This window comes from Streptomyces sp. NPDC093018 (assembly GCF_040684035.1).
Classification (GTDB): Bacteria; Actinomycetota; Actinomycetes; order Streptomycetales; family Streptomycetaceae; genus Streptomyces; species Streptomyces murinus.
In genome coordinates this window covers 605,229-622,807 of sequence record NZ_JBFBFF010000001.1, presented here as the reverse complement: position 1 = coordinate 622,807, position 17,579 = coordinate 605,229, and the positions used below count along the sequence as shown (strand labels likewise).

Here is a 17,579-nt window from a genome sequence, read left to right as displayed (position 1 = left end):
GTAGGCCGGCGCGAGGGCAGAGACGGCGGGCATGGGGGCGGTGGGAGGATGGCGGCATGGTGATGAATCAGCCGTGGACCGGCCTTCACGGGGATCTGGCGGCAGTGAAGGCGTCGGTGTACGACCCGGGCGGTTTCGTCTGCTCGCTGCCCGTGCCCGAGCCGGAGAGCGCCGAGTACGCGGCTTGCGCGTTCACGCTCGACGACCGCTCGGTCCGGTTCCGGGTGGCCAAGACCACCCCGACGAAGGTGGGCCAGTTCGTCACCGTGTGGCAGCGGTCCGAAGAGGGGCCGATCCGGCCCTTCGACGCCGACGACGGAGTGGACCTCTTCGTCATCAGCAGCCGCGACGACGACGGCTTTGGACAGTTCGTGTTCCCGCGCGAGGTGCTGTGCCGGCGCGGCATCGTCTCCCGCGACGGCTCCGGCGGGAAGCGCGGATTCCGCGTCTACCCGCCCTGGGTGACCACGGCCGGCCGGCAGGCCCGCAGCACCCAGGCATGGCAGGTGAACCACTTCCTCGACCTCGGCCAGGACGACCTCGCCGACCTGGCTCTCGCCCGCGCCCTCTACCACCCCTAGGTGCCTTCCGGGCCGTCGGCCGCGACGTTCCGTGCGGGTCACACGAGATGGGCGAAGACCACCAGGTTGTCGGTGTAGTCCTTGGCCGTGTGGTCGTAGTCGCCCGCGCAGGTGATGAGCCGGGCCTCGGGGCGGGACGCGTCGGCGTAGACGCGGTCGCTCGGGAAGTCGTCCTTCGCGAAGGTCTCGGCGCTGTCGACCACGAAGTCCGCGGTCCGTCCGTCGGCGCGCTCCACGGAGAACCGGTCGCCGGTGTCCAGTTGGTCGAGGTTGACGAAGACGGCCGCGGAGACCTTGGTGTCCACATGTCCGGCGATGATGGCGGTGCCCTTCTCACCGGGCGCCGCCCCCTTGGCGTACCAGCCGACGAGATTGGTGTTCGCCGCGGGCGGCGGCTGGAGCTGTCCCGCGGGGTCGAGGGTCAGCTGGGTGAAGGGGGCGTCGACGCCGATCTTCGGGATGACCAGCCGGGTCGGCTCCGACCGGGGCAGCCCTGGGCCCGCCGGGGACCGCCCGGTGGAGCTGGCCCCGGAGGCCGGGGTCGCCCGCGGCGCCGGGAACGATCCGTGATGCCCCCCGAACATGCTGACGGCGAGGAAGAGGATCGCCACCCCCCAGAGCACCAGCCGCCCGCCACGGGCGGCACCTGACGCGTCCGGCTCCGGTTCGGGAGGCTGCGCGGAGGACGGATCCGCTGCCATCGGACATCACCTCACTGGGACACGGCGGTACGGGACGGGTGTCGGCGGCGGGGGTTGCGCCCCCGCGAGGGGCACGCGCCGCCGGCGCTGTCAGCGCGCCGGCGGCGTCCGTGGCCCCGGTCAGGACGCCGGCTGCGCGGCCTTCTTGCGGCGCAGTGCGTACAGGCCGGCCGCGCCCACGCCGAGGACCGCGAGGCCGCCCGTGGTGACACCGGGATCGGCGAGCGCGCCGCCACCGGTGTGCATGCCGCCGCGCGGCTTGCCGCCGCCGCTGTCCGAACCGCCGCCCCAGTCGCTGCCGCTGTCGTCGCCGCCCTTGCCGCGACCGCCGCCACCGCTGTCGTCGTCACCGCCCTTGCCCCGGCCGCCGCTGCCGCCGCCGTCGTCGCTGCCGCCCTTGCCCCCGCCGTCCTCCTTGTAGGACTCGGGGTCGAACCGGATGTCGCCGCTGCTGTCGGTGCGCAGCACGGTGGCGAGCGCTCCGCCACCCGTGTGCATTCCGCCGCGGGGCCGGTCGTGTCCGCGGTCGTTGTCGCCTCCGCTGCCGTTGTCTTGGTCCCGGTCGGAGCCCTTGTCGCGGTCACCGCCGGAGTCACTGCTGTGCGAGGAGTCCCCACGGCCCGAGTCGTGCCCGGCCGGGACCGCGAACGCGGCGCCGGGCGTGGCGAAGGCCAGGGCGGCCGCGGCGGCTGCCGTGGCCAGGAGGGTACGGGCAGAACGCATCGTGTAGTCCTTCCGCCGTGACCGGGCAGCGGACGCCTCATCAGCTGGATGGACCCGGTCTCGACATGAACCACCGTCAGTGAGGCCCCCGGCTCCCACCATCCGAGCCGCCCAGCCGTGTCAACGGCCCACCCGTCTGCCCCAGTGCGCCCGCCCGCGCGCCCCTCGTCCGGTCCAATCCGGGCCCCCGCCGGACCTTGCCGCATTCCGTCGCATTCCGTTGCATCCCGCCACGTCCCGCCGGGAGAAGTTCGTCACCCGCCCTTGTTATGACAGTGGTCATAGCGCAGTCTTGTGCCGGACGGTACGACGGCACACGGCCGAAGTCGGCCGAGGCGGTGGGAGGCGGCAGTGGCGGACGGGATGGCGCGGGCCCTGTGGGAGCGCTACGAACCGGTGCACGACCTCGTGTACTTCGCACCGCAGGCGCACCGCGCCGCGGAGGCGCTCGGGCTGCGCGGCTACTGGATGGGCTACTTCGCGCTGCGGGCCGCCCCGCTCGGCCCGGTCTCCCCCGCCGTCGTGACGAGCAGCTTCTACGTCTTCAACCCCGCCAAGGTGGCCAGGGCGCTGCCGGACGCCTGGGGGTACGCGGCTCCCGCGCGGGTCCTCGCGGCCCGTGAGGAGGCCATGGACGCGGCGATGACCGGGCTGTACGGGCCGGAGGTCACCGGCTCGGCCGAGTTCACCGAGGCCGCCGACCTCGCCTGGGAGGCCGCGGCGGCCGCGGACACCACGGGCCGGGTGCTGGCCGCCGCCAACCAGGCGCTGGAGCGTCCGTCGCGGCCCACGGCCCGGCTGTGGCAGGCGGTGACGACCCTGCGCGAGCACCGGGGCGACGGGCATGTCGCGGTGCTGGTGGGCCAGGGGCTCGGGCCGGTCGAGGCCATGGTGCTCAAGGCGGCCGCCGGCGAGTCGGACGAGGGATTTTTGCGGGAGACCCGCAAGTGGGAGCCGGGCGACTGGACGGCGGCCGGGCAGCGGCTGCGCGAGCGCGGGCTGCTCGCCGAGGACGGCTCGCTCACCGCCTCCGGGGTGGCGGCCCGTGCGGAGGTGGAGGCGCGGACCGACGCGGCGGCCGAGAGCCCCTGGCGCGCCCTCGGCCCGGACCGCACCGCCCGGCTGGCCGCGCTGCTGGATCCGCTGGCCCGCGCGGTGGAGGACTCGGATCTACTGCCGCCCGGCAACCCGGTGGGCCTGCCGCCGCGTTCGACCCCGGTCGGCGACTGACGGTACGGCGGGCGCCTCGTGTGGCCACTTCGCGCACTCACGCCGCCCGGAAGGCGCCGACCCGCGCACAAGGCTCCGCCGAATGGCCGAAAAGCGTCGTATTAACGGTCGAAGTAGCCTCTCCTGACCTGGTGTTGTCGGCCGTACTCTGAAGCCGTGGTCACGCGAGACGAGGATCCTGGACAGGCGGCGGCCCGGCTCACCGGGCGCCGCCCGGTCGATGCGGCGCGGGGGATGTCCGGGTCTCCCGTGGAGGTGCTGCTGGACGACGGCACCCCGGTGATGGTCAAGCACGCCGACGCCCCCGGGGCGGTCCGCGCGGAGGTGGCCGGGCTGGGCTGGCTGGCCGCGGCGGGCGCCGTACGGGTGCCGGCGGTGCTCGGGCACGACGAGCGCTGGATGGTCACCGAGCGGGTGGCGACCGGGAATCCCGATGCGAAGGCGGCACTCCGTTTCGGTCAGGCCCTGGCGGCCCTGCACGCGTCCGGCGCGCCCCGCTTCGGCGCCGCGCCGCCCGGCGGCCCGCGGGACGCGTACATCGGCCTCGCGCCCATGCGCAACGCCGAGGGCACCGAGTGGTCCGGCTGGTACGCCGAGCACCGGGTGCTGCCGTATGTGCGCGGCGCGGTCGAGCGCGGGACGCTGCGAGCGGGCGAGGCGGCGGTGTTCGAGCGGCTCTGCGCGCGACTGCCGGAGCTGGCGGGGCCCGCCGAGCCGCCCGCGCGGCTGCACGGCGACTTGTGGAACGGCAATGTGCTGTGGGGCGCCGACGGCGAGGTGCGGCTCATCGACCCGGCCGCGCACGGCGGACACCGGGAGACCGATCTGGCGATGCTTCAACTCTTCGGCTGCCCCCATCTCGACCGTGTCCTCGCGGGGTACCGGGAGTCGGCGCCGCTCGCCGACGGCTGGCGCGAGCGCGTCGGCGTCCACCAGCTCTTCCCGCTGCTCGTGCACGCGGTGCTGTTCGGACGCGGATACGCGGAGCAGGCACTGTCCGTGGCGCGCGGGGCACTCGCTGTGTGAGCGGGGCGTCCGGCGCCGCGGCGGAACGCACCCGTCCGCGCCATGGTCACGCAGCGTAAGGAAACCAATCACCCGTTCGAATCGTATAAGGACGTGAAAGCCGAACCAGGGAGAGACCATGCAACCGTTCACGCTCAACTACGCGCGCCCGGCTGTGCAGTTGGATGTAACCGTTCCGTACGCGTACGACTCCGGACTGCAGTTGAACGTCCTCCCGGACGGGCGGATCGCCGCGACGGACCACGCGACTCTGCGCGCGCTGGGGACCACGACCTCGACCGCCGGTTCCAAGACGCACTTCGACGACTGAGCCACGGACCCACAGACGATGACCGTGCTCATCCTGACCAGTGAAGAAGACGTGACGGCGGACATGGTGGTCCTCCGCCTCCGCGAGGCCCAGGTGCCCGTCGTCCGGCTCGACCCCGCCGATCTGACCGACGGGGTCGCGCTGTCGGGCGAGTACGCGCACGGCGCCTGCCACGGGCAACTGTCCGTCGGCGGGCGCCTGGTGGACCTGGACGGCCTGCGCTCCATCTGGGTGCGCAGGCCGGGGACGGCGGCCGCGCGCGCCGCCCAGCCGTCCGCCTGGCTGACCGAGGAGTCCGCGCAGGCGCTGTACGGCATGCTCCGCGGTACCGGCGCACGCTGGATGAACCATCCGGACGCCGCCCGCCGCGCCCGGTACAAGCCCTGGCAGCTGCGCCACGCCCAGCGCAGCGGACTGACCGTGCCGGCCACGCTGATCACCACGTTCCCGCAGGCGGCGCGGGAGTTCGCGCAGCGGCATCCGGACCTGGTGGTCAAGCCGGTCTCCGGGGCGCATCCGCAGGAGCCGCCGCGGGCGGTGCCGACCAGCAGGGTCGCGCCGGACGCGGACTTCACGGCGGTGGCCTTCGGGCCGACGCTGCTCCAGCAACGCGTGGTGAAGCAGGCCGACATCCGGCTCACCGCCGTCGGCGACACCCTGCTGGCGGCCCGCAAGCCGGTGGATCCGGACGCCCATCCCGACGACGTGGACGTCCGGTTCGCCCCGTCCGTGTCGCCGTGGCTGCCGGTGGCGGTGCCCACGTGGGTGGCCGAGGGGGTGCTGCGCTATCTCCGGGGAGCTGAACTGGCGTACGGTGCCTTCGACTTCGCGGAGGACGCGGACGGCCTCTGGTGGTTCCTGGAGTGCAACCAGTCCGGCCAGTTCGGGTTCGTGGAGATGGACACCGGGCAGCCGATCGCCGCCACCATCGCCGAATGGCTCGCGGGGGAAGGGCTTTCGGAAGGCGGCTGTACGAACGCGGCCACGGGCGCGGGCTGTTGAGGACGCGGAGACAGGTTCGGAGAGAGGAACGTCATATGCGCATCGGACTGCTGGGAACGGGGCCCTGGGCCCGGGCGGTCTACGCCCCCGCCCTGGCCGGGCACCCCGGCCTGGAGTTCGCCGGGGTGTGGGGCCGGCGCCCCGAGGCCGCCGCCGAACTCGCACAGCGGTACGACGGCACGCCGTACGCCGATGTGGACGCGCTGCTGGCCGATGTGGACGCGGTCGCTGTCGCCCTGCCGCCGTCCGTGCAGGCCCCGTTGGCGGTGCGGGCGGCGCGGGCCGGGCGGCAGCTGCTCCTCGACAAGCCGCTCGCGCTGTCGGTCGCCGACGCGCGTGCGGTGGCCGAGGAGGCGGAGCGGGCCGGGGTGGCGTCGGTGGTGTTCTTCACCGCGCGTTTCCAGAAGGAGCCGCAGGCGTGGATCGAGGAACAGGCCGCGCTCACGGGCTGGTACACGGCGCGGGCGCAGTGGCTGGGGGCGGTGTTCACGACGGACAGCCCCTTCGCGGCCTCTCCGTGGCGTCAGGAGAAGGGCGCGCTGTGGGACCTGGGCCCGCACGCGCTGTCCGTGCTGATGCCGATCCTCGGTGATGTCACCCGGGTGGTGGCGGCGGGCCGCGGCCGGGGAGACACCGTGCACCTGGTCCTGGACCATGCCGCCGGGGCCTCCAGCACGGTCACCCTCAGCCAGTCGGTTCCGCCGGCGGCCGCGGGAACCGAGTACGAACTGCGCGGCGCGTCCGGCGTCACCGTCATGCCCGCCGCCTCCGAGGACGCCGTCGCCGCCCTCACCCGGGCCGCCGACGCCCTCCTGGCCTCCGCCGAGACCGGCCGTCCGCACTCTTGCGACGCGTCCTTCGGCCTCCGGGTCACGGAGATCCTGGCGGCGGCGGAGGCCCGGCTGTCGGCGGACCCGGGGTGACCCCGGGCGCCCCGGCGCGCGCTCCGCTCTCGGTCACCCCGCCCCTCGACGCCGCGAAGATCCAGCGGTTGGCGGCCAGCGCGTCGTTCGGTTCCGGGAGCGGGCCGCGGCCATGGCGGCGGGTGAAGTCGTAGGGGGTGCGGATCGTCACCGTCCAGCCCAGGGAGGCGAGTTCGGCGGCCGAGTCGGGGCGGGGCTCGCCGTCGAAGAGGGCGAGCAGATCGATGCCGATGCGCCGCCGGGTGGTGGTGTAGACGGGGCTGGAGCGCACCTGCGGTGACTCGACGAGATCCTTGATCTCGTACGCCAGGGTGCTGTCCGCCGCGCTGAGCCGGTCGATCGTGGCCACGAGGCGCCGTTCGGCCGCCGCCGGCAGATACAGCAGCAGCCCCTCGGCCAGCCACGCCGTGGGCGCGGCCGGGTCGAAGCCCGCGGAGAGCAGGACATCGGCCCAGTCGTCGCGCAGGTCGGCCGCGAGCGCCCGGCGCTCGGCCGCGGGGGCGGCCCGGAGCCGGTCGAGGACCGTCTGTTTGAAGGCCAGCACCTCCGCCGTGTCCACCTCGTACACCGTGCACCCCGGCGGCCAGTCCAGCCGGTACGCCCGGCAGTCCAGACCCGCGCCGAGGAGCACCACCTGGCGGGCGCCCAGATGTGCCGAGCGCAGCAGATGGTCGTCCAGGACGCGGGTGCGCAGGGCGAAGTACCGGCCGAGCCTGCCCCACAGCGGATCGGCGTCCCCGTCGGGCACCTGCCCCGGGCGTACCGGCCAGCTCGCGGAGGCCGCCGCCGCGCGCACGAAGTGCTCGGCGAACGGGTCCCGGGCCAGCGCGTCGGGGCGATGCGTCTCGATCGCGCGGGCCGCGGCCACCAGCAGGGCGGTGCGGCCCACGCCCCGGGCCACCCCGGCGGTCAGGCCCTGGGCCGTATGCACGACGCCTCCTCGGGCCCGAGGGCCGGCGCGGTCCAGGCCGCCGGGTCGCAGGCGGTGATCGTGCGGGCGCCGTAGACGACGCGCATGAACCGCAGGACGTCGTCGTACGGCAGATGCAGGGACGTGGTGCAGTCCGTCAGGACGGTCACATGGAAGCCCTTCTGGAACGCGGTGCGGGCGGTGGTGTCCACGCACACGTCGGCGTACACCCCGGCGAGGACCAGGTGGCCGACGCCGCGCGCACCGAGGTGCTCCTCGAAGCCCTCGCCGAGGAAGGCGTCGAAGCGGGCGCGCTTGGTGAAGACGCGCTCGCCGGGGGCCGGGGCGACCCTGTGGAACTCGGCGCCCCAGGAGCCCTCCAGGCACTTCGGCCGCTTGCCGAGGGCGTGGTCCCGCGACCGCCAGGCGGCGCCCTGGTGTTCGGGGTCGCCGGTGAACCGTACGAAGACCACCTCCACGTCGCGCGCGCGGGCGGCGGCCACCGCCCGGACGGTGCCGGCGACGGCCGCGTCCAGGACGGTGGGGTCGCCGCCGAAGCGGGCCAGGGCGGTCGGGCCGGTGCAGAAGTCGTTCTGCATGTCCACGACGACCAGGGCCGTGCGCTCGCCCGTCGGGCCGGTCATGAGCCGCCGGCCAGGGCGGTGTCCGCGGGTGTTCCGGCTCCGGGTGTGCCGAGGGCGTCGAGCAGGGCGTCGGCCACGGCGGTGGTGGAGTGCCGCCCGCCGAGGTCGGGGGTTGATATGCCCCGTTCCTCCAGGATCCGCAGTGCCTTCTCGACGGCCTCCACCGCACCGGCGCAGCCGGCGTGCCCCTCGGCGACGCGCGCGGCCGCGCGGATGGTCGCCACCGGGTTGACGAGGCCCCGGCCCGCGATGTCGTCGGCGGAGCCGTGCACCGTCTGGTACTCGGTGAGTCCGGCGAGCGCGGGGTCCAGGAAGACGTTCTCGGTGCAACGATTCTCCTGCCGGTCGGAGCCGAACCGGTCGAGGAGCATGACATGCATGATGTCGGCCCATTCGTTCCCGGCGATCAGCAGCGTCCGGTCGGGCAGGCCGTGGGTGATGAGGTTGCGGTTGACCGTGTCCGGCTGGAACAGGCCGATCTCCACGCCGAGTTCCGCCGCGAGTTCGCTCACCCAGGCGTCCAGCGCGCCGTCCAGGAGATGGAACTTGTACGCCATGACGATGCGGCCGATCCGCCCGTCCGGCCACTCCTTGCGGGCCCGGCGCAGGGCGTAGCGGACCACGCTCGCGGTGATGTCCCGGCCGAAGGTCATCGTGCGGGTGACCTCGCCGGGCGTGTGCGCGTTCTCCCCGGTGTAGAACCCCTGCGCCTGGTCGCGCACCAGCAGCAGGGAGTGGCCGTCGGCGCCGAGGAGGTCCACCTTGACGGCGCGCAGCCGCTCGCGGACGAGGTAAAGGGACTGGGCGTTGACGGCGGTCCGGAAGATCGCCGTCGTGCCCCGCTCGGCGCGAGTACGGCAGAACCGTTCGTAGTGGTCCGCGTCCGCGGCGGTCAGCTCGCGGATCCGGGCGATGTCGCCCTCGCCGCGCAGCGAGTGGTAGGAGTGGTAGAGCCGCGGGGAGCGCTCGATCGTCACGGTGCCCGGGTGCCCGGCGGTCAGCGCGCCGAGCACCCTCTCGAAGACATCCGCGAGTTCGGGTCCGGTGCCCCGGCCCACGGCCAGTCCGATGACAGGGGCGTTCGGGTCGTGGGTCACTGGACGGTGTCCGTGGTGAGGTGGTCGCCGGGGATGCCGGACTTCTCGGGGCGGTAGTAGTCGCGGATGCCGTCGGCCCAGGTGACCACGGGGACGCGGTCGCCGTGGACCGGCTCGAAGGCGTCGAACAGGGCCTCGATGTTGGGGCGTTGGAAGCCGATGGCGGTCATCAGGGCGACGAAGTGGGGGCGTTCGACATAGCCGTCCCCGTCCGGGTCGCCCATCGTGGCGAGGGCCTCGGCGAACTCGTTGACGGTGACGTCGAATCGCTGGGGGTCGAGCACGATGGCGTTGAACTCCTCGGGGCTGACCTGTCCGTCGCCGTCGGCGTCCAGCTCGGTGCGCAGGGTGTCCCAGTAGCCCTGGAAGGCCTTGAGCATCCGGTGCTTCGCGCCGTCCGCGGCCTCGGGCACGGCCTCGACCACCCGCCTGCCCATCAGCTCGAAGTCCCCGGGGTCCAGGACGCCGTTGCCGTTGGCGTCGAACAGTGAGAAGACGAGTTCGACCCGGTTGTTCGCCTCGGTGGTGGCCATGGTGTTTTCCCCTCCGGTCATACGGTGCTCAAGAACGACCGCCGTCCCCGTGGGCCCGGCGGCGGCTCCACTATCGGCTCGCCGACGGCCCCCGGTGAGAAAAAGACGCCCAAGTGCCCCCGAAGGAAGGAATTTCCCCGCCGGGGGCATGAACTCCCCGATCTTGGAAAGCGCCGCGCCCACAGCCGCCTCGACCCACCTCATTCCCCGACCCGCCCGGCCCCGCCGTCCTCCTCGAACGGCTCGTCGCTCCACCGGAACCACGCCCGGTCCCCCTCGATGTGCAGCAGGAACTCGGCGACCGGTCCCTCCGGGGAGGTGAGGGTGATCCGGCGCCGTATCTCCTCGTACACGAGATCGGCCCCTTCCCAGTCCTCCTCGTCCATCAGCACGAGTTCCCTGGCGAAAAGATCGCGTACGGCGGCGAACCCGGAGGCGGGGGTGAACGCGCCGTGCAGCCAGGGGAATCCGGCCTCGTCGAGCACGATCTCGCCGACCGGCTCCTCGCCCGACCGCACCCGCCACACCTGGCCCTCGAACCCCATGCCCCCTCCTCCGTCTCGCCGCCGATCACCGCGCGGTCAGCATGTCACCCGGCACTGACAGCGCCGTCGGCCCAGAAGTTCACCCGCTCCCGTATGACCGGATAGCCCGCCCCGGTGAAGTGCGCGGCCATCGGGAAGTTGGACTGGTCGGTGGCGGCGCCGATGAACTCGGCGCCCTCCGCGGCCAGGAAGTGGGTGCACTCGGCGAGGAGGTCGTAGGCGTAGCCGTGACCGCGGTGCTCGGGCACGACGCCGATGAAGCCGACGCAGGGGCCCGAGGGGTTGCGGACGGGGATGTGGATGCCGACCGGGTCGCCGGCGCGGGTGCGGGCGATCTGCCACCAGGAGCGCGGAGAGGGCATCCAGTGGAAGATGTCCAGCTCCTCCTGGGCGGCCTGTTCGACGCCGCCCTGCGCGATGGCCCGGCGGGCGTGCGCGTCGAGGGTGACGGAGTGGATGCGGCGCAGCAGGTCGAGGAAGACGGCGTCGTCCGGTTCCGGGGTGAAGACCAGGCGGCCGGGGCGCTCGGGCAGGCCGCAGTCCGGGGTCCAGCGGTAGATGAAGCGCTCCACCAGAGGCGCGTAACCGGCCAGCCGCGCGGCCGCGGCGCGGATCTCGGCGGCGGCCCGCAGCCCGGGGTCGTCGCGCCAGCCGCCGGGCAGGTCGAGTTCGAGCTCGTCGGGGCGCCAGGGCGCGGTCCGCAGCAGTTCGGCGCCGGCCGCCTCCTCGCCCTCGGCCACGTCCAGCCAGTTGATCAGCAGCGGTTCGGTGTCCTCGGCCCGCCCCCACCAGGCGGCGCGGGCCACGGTGCGGCCGTCGCGCAGGGCGATGCGCTGCCACTCGGGACGGAAGGTGGTCCGCCGGTGCTTCTCGGCGAGGGCCAGCGGGTCGGGCATGGTATGGAACAGGTGCGCACTGTTCGCGTCGAGCGTGCGCATGACCAGATCGGTCAAGGATTCCTCCGGGATACGTGCCGCGAAGGACCTCGCGGCGGGGACGCGCTCCCGGTCAGACCTTGCACACCCGTGCGACGGGGAGGGGGGAGCGCATGATGACTGTGGTCATGACACTCGCCTCCTTCGTCCGTCTCGGGTGTGCGGTCGACACGCTAACCGGACCGCCCGGCCGGCGTCCATCGGATTTCCGTACCGCCTCCGGTGAGCGTCACCGGCGCACGGGACGCGACCGACGGGCCCTCTTCCCGGGGGCGGCGTAGCGTGGGCTTGTGCGATCGGTGCGCGAATGGTCGTCGCGTGGGAGCCAGGAGGATCGCGGCTGGTTGCGGGGCGCGCCGCCGCCGTGGTGGATCCGGCTGCTGCCGGTACTGCTGCTGGTGGCGGTGACCGTCGCCTCGACCGTCACCCCGCACGCCGCCGACCTGGGTTTCCTGCTCGGCGCGATCCCGCCGCTGGCCGTCCTGTCGTACGGCCCGCTGGTCACCGCCCTGCTCGGCGTCCTGGTGGTCGTGGCCCTGAATGTGCCCGAGACCCATCTGAACCGGCCCGGCAACACCGATCTGCTGACCATCGTCTTCGTCGCCCTGCTCAGCGTGTTCGTGTCGTTCGTGCGCAGCCGCCGCGACGCCCAGCTCCAGGTGGAGCGCACGATCGGCGAGGCCGTGCAGCAGGCGGTGATGCCGCCGCTGCCCGAGCGGGTCGGGGGCATCGGCTGCACCGGCTTCTACCGGGCCGCGGAGAACGGCACGCTGGTGGGCGGGGACTTCTTCGACGTGCGCGAAGGTCCGTACGGTGTGCGGGCGGTGATGGGCGATGTGCGCGGGCACGGGCTGACGGCGGTCTCGACCGTGGTCTCCCTGCTGGGCGCGTTCCGGGAGGCGGTCCTGGACCAGCAGGACCTGGAGTCGGTGGCCGCCCGGATGGACCGGCGGCTGGCGACGGACGCGGCGGGCACACCGGACGGGGAGCTGTTCGCGACGGCGGTGCTGCTGGAGTTCCCGGCCGGTGCGCGCACGATGCGGGTGGTGGCCTGCGGTCATCCGGCGCCGGTCCTGCTGCGCGAGGGCGACGCGCGGGAGGTCACGGTGACGCCGGGCACCCCGCTGGGGATCGGCCTGGTGGGGGCCGATCCGCCGAAGGAGGTCACGGTGCCGCTGGAGCCGGGCGACAGGCTGCTGCTGGCCTCCGACGGCGTCTGGGAGGCACGGGACCGCTCGGGGGTCTTCTACCCCCTGCCGGACCGGCTGGCCGCCCTCGCGGACACCCGTGACGGCGAACTGCCCACCGCCGTGTGGGCCGATCTCGCGCGGCTGCGCTACGAGGTCCGCGACGACGCCACGATGCTGGTCCTGGCCCCGGCCCCGGGCGACCGGCCCGCCTGACCGTCGCGAGCGGCCCGCGTCCCACGCGGGAACGGACCGGGTCCGAGGACTTCGGCGGCCCACGCCCCGCAGGGCCCTGACCGCCCCGCGCCCCCGCAGGACCCCGGTCAGCCCACGTCCCACAGGAACCGGTGGGTGTGGATGCCGAAGTACGGGAAGGACCGGATCTCGCGGACGCCCTCGATCGGGCGGACCACGTCGTTGACGAGGTCCAGCAGGGCCTTCGGGCCGGACGCGACCACCTCGGCGAAGAGGTCGAAGCCGCCGGAGGTGAGCACCGAGTACACGACCTCGGGCCGCTCGGCCAGGGCGTCGGCGACGGCGCGCGGATCGCCGTCCACGCCGATCCCGAGCAGGGCCATGGCCTGGCCGCCCATCGCCATCGGGTCGGTGACGCCGACCACTTGCACGGCCCGGGAGTCCAGCAGCCGCTGCAGCCGCTGCCGGGCCGCCGAGGCGGACAGGCCCACCTTGGGCCCGAGGTCGGCATAGGCGATACGGCCGTCGGTCTGGAGCTCGCGCAGGATGGCCCGGTCGATGTCGTCCATGGCGGTCATCATGCCCTTCCCCTCATCCGGCCAGTTCGGCGAGGGCGGCGGCGAACACCTCGGTGTGCCGGTCGACGTCCCGCTCGGTGGTGTCGGGGCACATCAGGGCCATGTTGTGGAACGGGGTGAGCAGGATGCCCCGGTTGGCGAGATACAGGTGCAGGAAGTCCTCCAGCGCGGCGTCGGCGGCCGCCGCGGACTCGGTGCCGGTGCGCGGCGCGGGCGCGGTGAAGCGGTACTCGGTCCGCGCCCCGAGCCGGCTCACCGACCAGGGCAGGGCGTGCGCCTCGACACCGGCGCGCACGCCCGCCTCGAAGCGTTCGCACAGCTTGCCCATCCGGTCGAACGCCGCGTCGGTGAGGACGTGTTCGAGGGTGGCGCGGGTGGCCGCGACCGACAGGGCGTTGCCGGCGAGGGTGCCGCCGACGCCGCCCATGTCGACGAGGTCGAGGTCGCCGCGGGCCAGCAGCCGGTCGGCCAGCTCCGCGGAGAGGCCGTAGGCACCGGCCGGGATGCCGCCGCCGATCGCCTTGCCGATGGTGAGCATGTCCGGTGCCAGGTCCCAGGCGCCGGTGCAGCCGCCGGGCCCCGCGGAGAAGGTGTGCGTCTCATCGTTGATCAGCAGCGTGCCGTAGCGCCTGGTCAGCTCGCGGACTCCGGCGAGGTAGCCGGGCTCGGGCAGCACGATGCCGATGTTGGTGAGGGCGGGTTCCATGAGGACCGCGGCCACGTCGCCGTGGGCGAGTTCGCGCTCCAGCGCTGCGAGGTCGTTGAACTCGGCGACCCTGCTGGTGAGGGTCACCTCGCAGGGCGCGCCGACGTTCCCGGGGCGCGCGCTGCCCTCGCCGTCCGGTCCGGCGACGATCAGCGACTCGTCCACACTGCCGTGGTAGCAGTAGCTGTTGAAGAGGATCTTGGGCCGTCCGGTGACGGCACGGGCGAGCCGGATCGCCCAGCGGTTGGCGTCGGTCGCGGTGAGCGAGAAGCTCCAGCGGGCCAGGCCGAAGCGCCGGGTCAGCTCGGCGCCGACCCACTCGGCGTCCTCGGTGGGCAGCATGGCGGTGGCCCCGCCCAGTTCGGCGAAGCGCCGCTGGACCGCCTCGGTGACCGCCGCGGGCGAATGGCCCGCCATCGCGCCGGTGTCGCCGAGGCAGAAGTCGATGTACTCGTGCCCGTCCACATCGCTGACCCGGGCGCCGCGCGCCCCGGCCAGATATCGGGGGAACGCTCCGGCCGTCTTGTTCATCCAGGTCATCGGCACCCGCCCGAAGAGATGGTCGGCCCCGGCGTACGCGGCGCGCGAGCGCGGGTTACGACGCTCGGCCTCGGCGCTCTCGCGGGCCAGGAGGGTGCGCAGACGGGTGCGGTCCATGGAAAACCTCGCTGGAGTCGGACGACGGAACGAGGTGAGGTTACGACTGTAATCGCGCTCTTCTCAAGAGTTCGCGCGCGAATCGATCGTAGAAGCACGTGAATCACGTGCCTCACCGCATCGCCACCCTCGAAGGGGTGACGCCTCCCCCCTGGGCCGGCTGACGAACCGGCACGCGGAGTTCGAACGCGTCGACAGAAACGCCAGGCCGCGCCACCCCTTCCGCCGCATAGAAATATCTACGAGCATGCATATGCCGGGTTGCTGTGCGGACGCACCGAGTGCCCGAGAACGCGGAGCAGTGCATGACGAACACGATGTGGATGCGGGGCGTGGAGTGGCTGGCGGCAGCGGCGGCCGACCCGCGCGCGTGCAAGTGGGAGTGGGACCACGGGGAGGGGATCGCACTGCTGGAGGCAGGGCGCTTCTGGGACGTGCTCAGCGTCCCCGAGCGGCTGGGGCTGCTCACCCTCGACCTGCTGTGGCGGCCCGCGCTGCCGGTGCCGGGCCCGACCCTGGTGGACCTCACGGCCGGCCGGGTCGGCTTCTTCCTGCCGCCGGACCCGGACGGGGGCTGGGTCGGCGCGGGGCTGCGCTGTGCGACCAGGGGCTCCTGGGTCGCCGTACCCCCGCCCTACCGGCCCGCCCGCTCCCTGGAGTGGCTGGTACCGCCCGACGGCACCGGCACCCTGCACTCCCCCGGCACCCTGGAGGACGCGCTGCGGCAGGCCAACGGCACCCTGACGGTCCTCGCCGCGCCACCGAGCGGCCAGCGGGAGCCCTGACCGGACCGGGGAGGTGCGGTACGGCGCCTCAGGACCGCTCGGGCTCCGGCTCGGGCCGGTCGGTGCGCAGGGCGAGGCCCGCGAGGTCGGCCAGACCGGCGAGCGAGGTCCAGCGCACCTCGGGCGCGGTGGGCACCGCCCGCCCCCGCGCCCGCCATTCGGCGACCAGCCGGTCGTAGATGGGCTCCCGGGTCCCCGGCAGCCGGACCCCTTCGACTCGCTCCATCCGATCCCCCACGGCATCCGGTCCACCAAGCGGCTCCTGCCGGGGCAACGCCCCTCGGCCGCCGGTGGTACGCCGGGCTCACCGGGTCGGGTGACGGCATCGCTCGAACGGGGTCCTCCGTCCGTCGGACGAACAGGAGAACCCACCGGTCCGGTCCGGGCGAAGCCCCGCCGCGCGGAAGAAGCACGGGAGACGCGGAAGAAGCACGGGAGACGAGAAGCGCGGGGGGAAAGAAGCGGGGGAAAAGAAGCGCGAGGGAAAAGAAGGGCGGGGCCCCGACCGGCCCCCCGTCCCGGTCGTGCCCCGCTGGAAGTGAACTTACGTGCGACGCCCGGTCCGTACCAGCGCACCGGTGCCCGGCGCCACGCGCGTAGCACTCACCGGTGCACAGCCCCGTCCGCTTGGTCCCGGTTCGCCGGGTCGAGGGCGGGGACGGGGAGTTCACCGGTGACGAGGTGGGCGAGGACGACCTCGTACAGATCGGTGCCCCCGGCCAGCAACCGGCGCTCCAGGACGGGTTCGGCGGCCCGCACATGCTCCCGTACGGTCTGGGCGTGCACCCCCCGCGCCACCGCGGCGGGCCCGGCGTTGGCGTCGGCGGCCAGCCAGGCGCGCAGGGTGCCGCGCAGATCACGGCCGTCGGCGTCCAGGCGCCCGAGCAGGCCCTCGGCCCAGGAGCGCAGCGCGTCCCCGCCGAGCAGGTCCGCGAACCCCGCCGGTGCGGCGGGGGCGTTGCCCTCGGTGTCGTACGGGCCGTGCGCCGCCTCGGTGTTGAGCGCGATGTGCGCGACCGCGCGCACGGCCAGGGCGGAGAAGTCGGCGCCGAGCAGCGCGGCGACCCGGTCCATGCGGGCGCGCACCGTGTTGCGGCTGACGCCCAGCACCTTGGCCGTGCTGACCGCGGTGAACTCCAGGCCCAGCCGGGTGGTGGCGAGCAGTTCGGCGCGCACGTGGTACGGCAGCGTGTCGAGCGGGCGCAGCACGGCGGCCGACCAGGCGTGCAGCGCGGCCGGGTCCATCAGACGGGCGGGGCGGGTGCGTTCGGCGTAGACGGCGGTCCGCTCCGGGCTGAAGCGGGCCACGGCGAGGGCGGTGACGGCCTGTCCGTAGGCGGTGGCGGTCAGGGCGAGGCGCTGGCGGGGGCTGCCGCCGAGGTAGGTGCCGGGCCGTACGGCGACCAGGGAGCGCAGCCGTTCCTCCACCTCGGTGGCCGGCCCGAGCACGATGACGTGTTCGTCCACCGCCGGGCAGCGCACCACGAGGGCGCCGCCGCTGGTGGCCGCACCGCACTCGTCGGCGAGCCGGTCGCGTTCGGCGGCGGTGCCCTCGATGACGTACACCCGGGCGGTGTCCCTCTCCAGCAGTCCGGGCCACAGCCCCGCGGCGACCCGGCGGGCGGAGACGATGTCCTCCACCATCAGCAGTTGCAGGATGGCGAGGCGCAGATCGGCGGTGGCCCGTCGCAGCCGGTATCCGGCATGCGTCAACTCGCGCTCGCGCAGCAGGAGTTCGAGCACGCCCGCGGTGTGCCCGAGGATGTCGGTGGTGTGCCGGTCGAAGGGCTCGGGGCGGGCGACGGCCAGTACCGCGGAGGCGGCCGGGTGGGGGCCCGGGTGCCGTATCCCGACCAGGCGCACATGCCGGGTGCCGTCCTCCAGCGCGGCGGCGGAGACCCGGCCCGCGGCCACGTCGGCGACGACGGCGGGGTCCAGCGCGGGCCGCTCCCCGGCTTCGGCGAGGAGGTGGCCACGCGCGTCCTGGAGGCGTACCGCGGATCCGGTGCTGCGGGCGAGCCAGGCGACCAGCCGGTTCAGATCGCGTCCCGCGGGGCGCAGCTGGTCGAGCAGCTCGCGCGCCCAGGCGCCCTCGGTCCCGTACGACGGCCGGGACACCGGCTCCTCCTCCGCTCGGCGGGCCACGTGTCCCTCTCCTGTCTTCCCTGTCGGCCGATGTTCGCAGCGGGACGTTACCCGACGGTTCACCTGGGCGTCCCGCTCGGCCGGACATGGCTCCGCCGGCGGCCCGGGGGGGTGGGGCCGCCGACGGAGGCAACGCCTCCGGGGCCGGGGGGAGGGCTCCGGATGG

The 17,579-nt window shown here is 73.9% G+C and carries 20 protein-coding genes; 8 read left to right on the top strand and 12 right to left on the bottom strand.

Annotated features, from left to right (window positions below; all coding sequences use genetic code 11):
- The first annotated feature begins 56 nt into the window (after positions 1 to 56).
- Positions 57 to 581 carry a MepB family protein gene (locus AB0N90_RS02670; RefSeq protein ID WP_365192446.1) on the top strand — a complete coding sequence of 175 codons (525 nt, stop codon included), beginning with the start codon at positions 57 to 59 and terminating at the stop codon, positions 579 to 581.
- A 38-nt stretch (positions 582 to 619) separates the two neighbouring features.
- On the opposite strand, the gene AB0N90_RS02665 is transcribed toward AB0N90_RS02670, so the two are convergent.
- Complete coding sequence (locus AB0N90_RS02665) at positions 620 to 1,282, bottom strand: class F sortase (protein ID WP_361683053.1); 663 nt, start codon at positions 1,280 to 1,282, stop codon at positions 620 to 622.
- Between the two features lie 120 nt (positions 1,283 to 1,402).
- Entirely contained in the window at positions 1,403 to 2,005 is a 603-nt protein-coding gene (locus AB0N90_RS02660) for a hypothetical protein (protein ID WP_361683051.1), read from the bottom strand.
- A gap of 351 nt (positions 2,006 to 2,356) precedes the next feature.
- On the opposite strand from AB0N90_RS02660, the gene AB0N90_RS02655 reads away from it, so the two are divergent.
- From AB0N90_RS02655 to AB0N90_RS02635, 5 genes are all read left to right on the top strand, one after another.
- Positions 2,357 to 3,235, top strand: a complete 879-nt coding sequence (locus AB0N90_RS02655; protein ID WP_365192443.1) for a hypothetical protein — start codon at positions 2,357 to 2,359, stop codon at positions 3,233 to 3,235.
- Positions 3,236 to 3,469: 234 nt separating this feature from the next.
- The gene (locus tag AB0N90_RS02650; RefSeq protein ID WP_365192798.1) at positions 3,470 to 4,261 is read left to right on the top strand and encodes a fructosamine kinase family protein; all 792 of its coding nucleotides are present in this window, start codon (positions 3,470 to 3,472) and stop codon (positions 4,259 to 4,261) included.
- A 118-nt stretch (positions 4,262 to 4,379) separates the two neighbouring features.
- A complete protein-coding gene (gene tgmA / locus AB0N90_RS02645; RefSeq protein WP_146468184.1) occupies positions 4,380 to 4,571 on the top strand; it encodes a putative ATP-grasp-modified RiPP in 192 nt (63 codons plus the stop codon).
- Between the two features lie 18 nt (positions 4,572 to 4,589).
- On the top strand, positions 4,590 to 5,573 hold the full coding sequence (tgmB, locus tag AB0N90_RS02640) for an ATP-grasp ribosomal peptide maturase (RefSeq protein WP_365192442.1): 984 nt from the start codon (positions 4,590 to 4,592) through the stop codon (positions 5,571 to 5,573).
- Positions 5,574 to 5,608: 35 nt separating this feature from the next.
- Entirely contained in the window at positions 5,609 to 6,496 is an 888-nt protein-coding gene (locus AB0N90_RS02635) for a Gfo/Idh/MocA family oxidoreductase (RefSeq protein ID WP_365192440.1), read from the top strand.
- Here AB0N90_RS02635 and AB0N90_RS02630 read toward each other — a convergent pair.
- The 6 genes from AB0N90_RS02630 to AB0N90_RS02605 form a co-directional block, all read right to left on the bottom strand.
- A complete protein-coding gene (locus tag AB0N90_RS02630) occupies positions 6,444 to 7,427 on the bottom strand; it encodes an SAM-dependent methyltransferase (RefSeq protein WP_365192438.1) in 984 nt (327 codons plus the stop codon). The genes AB0N90_RS02635 and AB0N90_RS02630 overlap by 53 nt on opposite strands.
- Complete coding sequence (locus AB0N90_RS02625) at positions 7,406 to 8,050, bottom strand: isochorismatase family cysteine hydrolase (RefSeq protein WP_365192437.1); 645 nt, start codon at positions 8,048 to 8,050, stop codon at positions 7,406 to 7,408. Before AB0N90_RS02625 ends, AB0N90_RS02630 begins: the two co-directional genes overlap by 22 nt.
- A complete protein-coding gene (locus AB0N90_RS02620) occupies positions 8,047 to 9,147 on the bottom strand; it encodes an isocitrate/isopropylmalate family dehydrogenase (RefSeq protein ID WP_365192435.1) in 1,101 nt (366 codons plus the stop codon). Before AB0N90_RS02620 ends, AB0N90_RS02625 begins: the two co-directional genes overlap by 4 nt.
- Entirely contained in the window at positions 9,144 to 9,680 is a 537-nt protein-coding gene (locus tag AB0N90_RS02615) for an EF-hand domain-containing protein (protein WP_365192433.1), read from the bottom strand. The genes AB0N90_RS02620 and AB0N90_RS02615 overlap by 4 nt, the downstream gene beginning before the upstream one ends.
- 200 nt (positions 9,681 to 9,880) lie before the next feature.
- On the bottom strand, positions 9,881 to 10,225 hold the full coding sequence (locus AB0N90_RS02610; protein WP_365192431.1) for a hypothetical protein: 345 nt from the start codon (positions 10,223 to 10,225) through the stop codon (positions 9,881 to 9,883).
- Between the two features lie 44 nt (positions 10,226 to 10,269).
- Positions 10,270 to 11,178 (bottom strand): GNAT family N-acetyltransferase, encoded by a 909-nt coding sequence (locus tag AB0N90_RS02605; RefSeq protein WP_365192429.1) that lies wholly within the window; start codon positions 11,176 to 11,178, stop codon positions 10,270 to 10,272.
- A gap of 326 nt (positions 11,179 to 11,504) precedes the next feature.
- Between AB0N90_RS02605 and AB0N90_RS02600 the strand changes: the two genes are divergently transcribed.
- The gene (locus AB0N90_RS02600; RefSeq protein ID WP_361683031.1) at positions 11,505 to 12,563 is read left to right on the top strand and encodes a PP2C family protein-serine/threonine phosphatase; all 1,059 of its coding nucleotides are present in this window, start codon (positions 11,505 to 11,507) and stop codon (positions 12,561 to 12,563) included.
- Positions 12,564 to 12,670: 107 nt separating this feature from the next.
- Here the strand turns inward: AB0N90_RS02600 and AB0N90_RS02595 are convergent, their stop codons facing one another.
- The gene (locus tag AB0N90_RS02595) at positions 12,671 to 13,111 is read right to left on the bottom strand and encodes an Lrp/AsnC family transcriptional regulator (RefSeq protein ID WP_361683029.1); all 441 of its coding nucleotides are present in this window, start codon (positions 13,109 to 13,111) and stop codon (positions 12,671 to 12,673) included.
- A 22-nt stretch (positions 13,112 to 13,133) separates the two neighbouring features.
- Positions 13,134 to 14,483 (bottom strand): transaminase, encoded by a 1,350-nt coding sequence (locus tag AB0N90_RS02590; RefSeq protein ID WP_361683027.1) that lies wholly within the window; start codon positions 14,481 to 14,483, stop codon positions 13,134 to 13,136.
- Between the two features lie 305 nt (positions 14,484 to 14,788).
- On the opposite strand from AB0N90_RS02590, the gene AB0N90_RS02585 reads away from it, so the two are divergent.
- Positions 14,789 to 15,268: a hypothetical protein gene (locus AB0N90_RS02585; protein WP_365192426.1), complete on the top strand. Its 480-nt coding sequence runs from the start codon at positions 14,789 to 14,791 to the stop codon at positions 15,266 to 15,268.
- A 28-nt stretch (positions 15,269 to 15,296) separates the two neighbouring features.
- Here the strand turns inward: AB0N90_RS02585 and AB0N90_RS02580 are convergent, their stop codons facing one another.
- Both AB0N90_RS02580 and AB0N90_RS02575 read right to left on the bottom strand, forming a co-directional pair.
- Entirely contained in the window at positions 15,297 to 15,494 is a 198-nt protein-coding gene (locus AB0N90_RS02580) for a hypothetical protein (protein WP_365192424.1), read from the bottom strand.
- 377 nt (positions 15,495 to 15,871) lie between these two features.
- Positions 15,872 to 17,413, bottom strand: a complete 1,542-nt coding sequence (locus AB0N90_RS02575; RefSeq protein WP_365192422.1) for a helix-turn-helix domain-containing protein — start codon at positions 17,411 to 17,413, stop codon at positions 15,872 to 15,874.
- Positions 17,414 to 17,579: the final 166 nt, after the last annotated feature.

What these genes read in the sequence shown, in the direction of transcription:
- AB0N90_RS02670 (WP_365192446.1), top strand. Translation starts at nt 57, where the DNA reads ATGGTGATGAATCAGCCGTGGACCGGCCTTCACGGGGATCTGGCGGCA.
- AB0N90_RS02665 (WP_361683053.1), bottom strand. Translation starts at nt 1,282, where the DNA reads ATGGCAGCGGATCCGTCCTCCGCGCAGCCTCCCGAACCGGAGCCGGAC.
- AB0N90_RS02660 (WP_361683051.1), bottom strand. Translation starts at nt 2,005, where the DNA reads ATGCGTTCTGCCCGTACCCTCCTGGCCACGGCAGCCGCCGCGGCCGCC.
- AB0N90_RS02650 (WP_365192798.1), top strand. Translation starts at nt 3,470, where the DNA reads ATGTCCGGGTCTCCCGTGGAGGTGCTGCTGGACGACGGCACCCCGGTG.
- tgmA (WP_146468184.1), top strand. Translation starts at nt 4,380, where the DNA reads ATGCAACCGTTCACGCTCAACTACGCGCGCCCGGCTGTGCAGTTGGAT.
- tgmB (WP_365192442.1), top strand. Translation starts at nt 4,590, where the DNA reads ATGACCGTGCTCATCCTGACCAGTGAAGAAGACGTGACGGCGGACATG.
- AB0N90_RS02635 (WP_365192440.1), top strand. Translation starts at nt 5,609, where the DNA reads ATGCGCATCGGACTGCTGGGAACGGGGCCCTGGGCCCGGGCGGTCTAC.
- AB0N90_RS02625 (WP_365192437.1), bottom strand. Translation starts at nt 8,050, where the DNA reads ATGACCGGCCCGACGGGCGAGCGCACGGCCCTGGTCGTCGTGGACATG.
- AB0N90_RS02615 (WP_365192433.1), bottom strand. Translation starts at nt 9,680, where the DNA reads ATGGCCACCACCGAGGCGAACAACCGGGTCGAACTCGTCTTCTCACTG.
- AB0N90_RS02610 (WP_365192431.1), bottom strand. Translation starts at nt 10,225, where the DNA reads ATGGGGTTCGAGGGCCAGGTGTGGCGGGTGCGGTCGGGCGAGGAGCCG.
- AB0N90_RS02595 (WP_361683029.1), bottom strand. Translation starts at nt 13,111, where the DNA reads ATGGACGACATCGACCGGGCCATCCTGCGCGAGCTCCAGACCGACGGC.
- AB0N90_RS02590 (WP_361683027.1), bottom strand. Translation starts at nt 14,483, where the DNA reads ATGGACCGCACCCGTCTGCGCACCCTCCTGGCCCGCGAGAGCGCCGAG.
- AB0N90_RS02585 (WP_365192426.1), top strand. Translation starts at nt 14,789, where the DNA reads ATGACGAACACGATGTGGATGCGGGGCGTGGAGTGGCTGGCGGCAGCG.
- AB0N90_RS02580 (WP_365192424.1), bottom strand. Translation starts at nt 15,494, where the DNA reads ATGGAGCGAGTCGAAGGGGTCCGGCTGCCGGGGACCCGGGAGCCCATC.